Source organism: Erysipelatoclostridium sp. An173, from assembly GCF_002160495.1.
Taxonomy (GTDB): Bacteria; Bacillota_I; Bacilli_A; order Erysipelotrichales; family Coprobacillaceae; genus Thomasclavelia; species Thomasclavelia merdavium.
The window spans coordinates 1-919 of record NZ_NFKR01000107.1; the positions used below are offsets into that span (position 1 = coordinate 1).

Annotated in this window: 2 protein-coding genes; both read right to left on the minus strand. The window is 37.4% G+C overall.

Features of this window, described 5'->3' with window-relative positions:
• Window positions 1-223: transposase (locus B5F09_RS15505; RefSeq protein WP_143357538.1), on the minus strand; the 223-nt coding region annotated here is incomplete at its 3' end.
• Between the two features lie 16 nt (window positions 224-239).
• Window positions 240-919, minus strand: a 680-nt coding sequence (locus B5F09_RS14930) for a transposase (protein ID WP_162607848.1), incomplete at its 5' end; no start/stop codon positions are given.

The window sequence follows — 919 nt, forward strand, 5'->3', positions numbered from 1 at the left end:
CATTATTATTGGCATCTTTAAGCCATTTATGGACTGTGCTGTCAGCAATACCAAACTTTTTAGCAACTGCTACTTTAGATTCGTTAGGATGATCTAATACATATTGAACTACTCCCTGTTTAAATTCATCTGTAAATGTTGGTTTAGTCATTGTCATATACCTCTTTCCTGTTTTTTGATTTAAGCTTATGACATTGTACCATATACTAGCTAGTTCTTCCATTTAACCAGTCCAGTTTTTATTCTAGCATCAATTTATCGATAAGCGGTTTTATGACAGCAGAAACAGAACTGGCATAATTAATGACAGTCTGATGGGAAATACGCAAACCATGGACCTGTTTAAGGATCAAAGCAGTTTTTCTGGAAGACAGCCCATAGTTGACATAATAGGTCAAAACAAGGCCCAGAACTTTCTGATCATAATGGATACGTGATAAATTAACAGGACCGGAAACAGTATCATCGACCTTACGTAAAGTTTCCAGATCGAACTTGAATTCACGGTAATGATAGTGAAGAAGATACTGGCCGCTGGATGTTTTCAGGTGTTCAGCCTTACCTCCGCTTAAAAGTTTTTTGTTGGCTTTGTAATGTTCGCATTTTTTGCTGGAACATGCAAAAACAAGAAAACCTTTGCGGTCATGTTTTAAGACAAGCTTAGTATTACAGTAAGGGCAGTAAATCCCGGATGCACCTGAAGGAGAAGTTTTAATAGTAAAGGTATTTTTACAGGCTTTGCACTGGAACTGGCCTTTACCGCTGTTATTGTCATAGATATATTCTTTTGGAGCGCCACAAAAAGGACAAACGCCCATAAAAGAAAAAGAATCAGGATTTCTGCGTTTGACCGGTTTTAAAGGATTGCCACTGTTAAAAGAATCGTTCAAAATAGACTGGAAATCGAGCTGAACAGGTA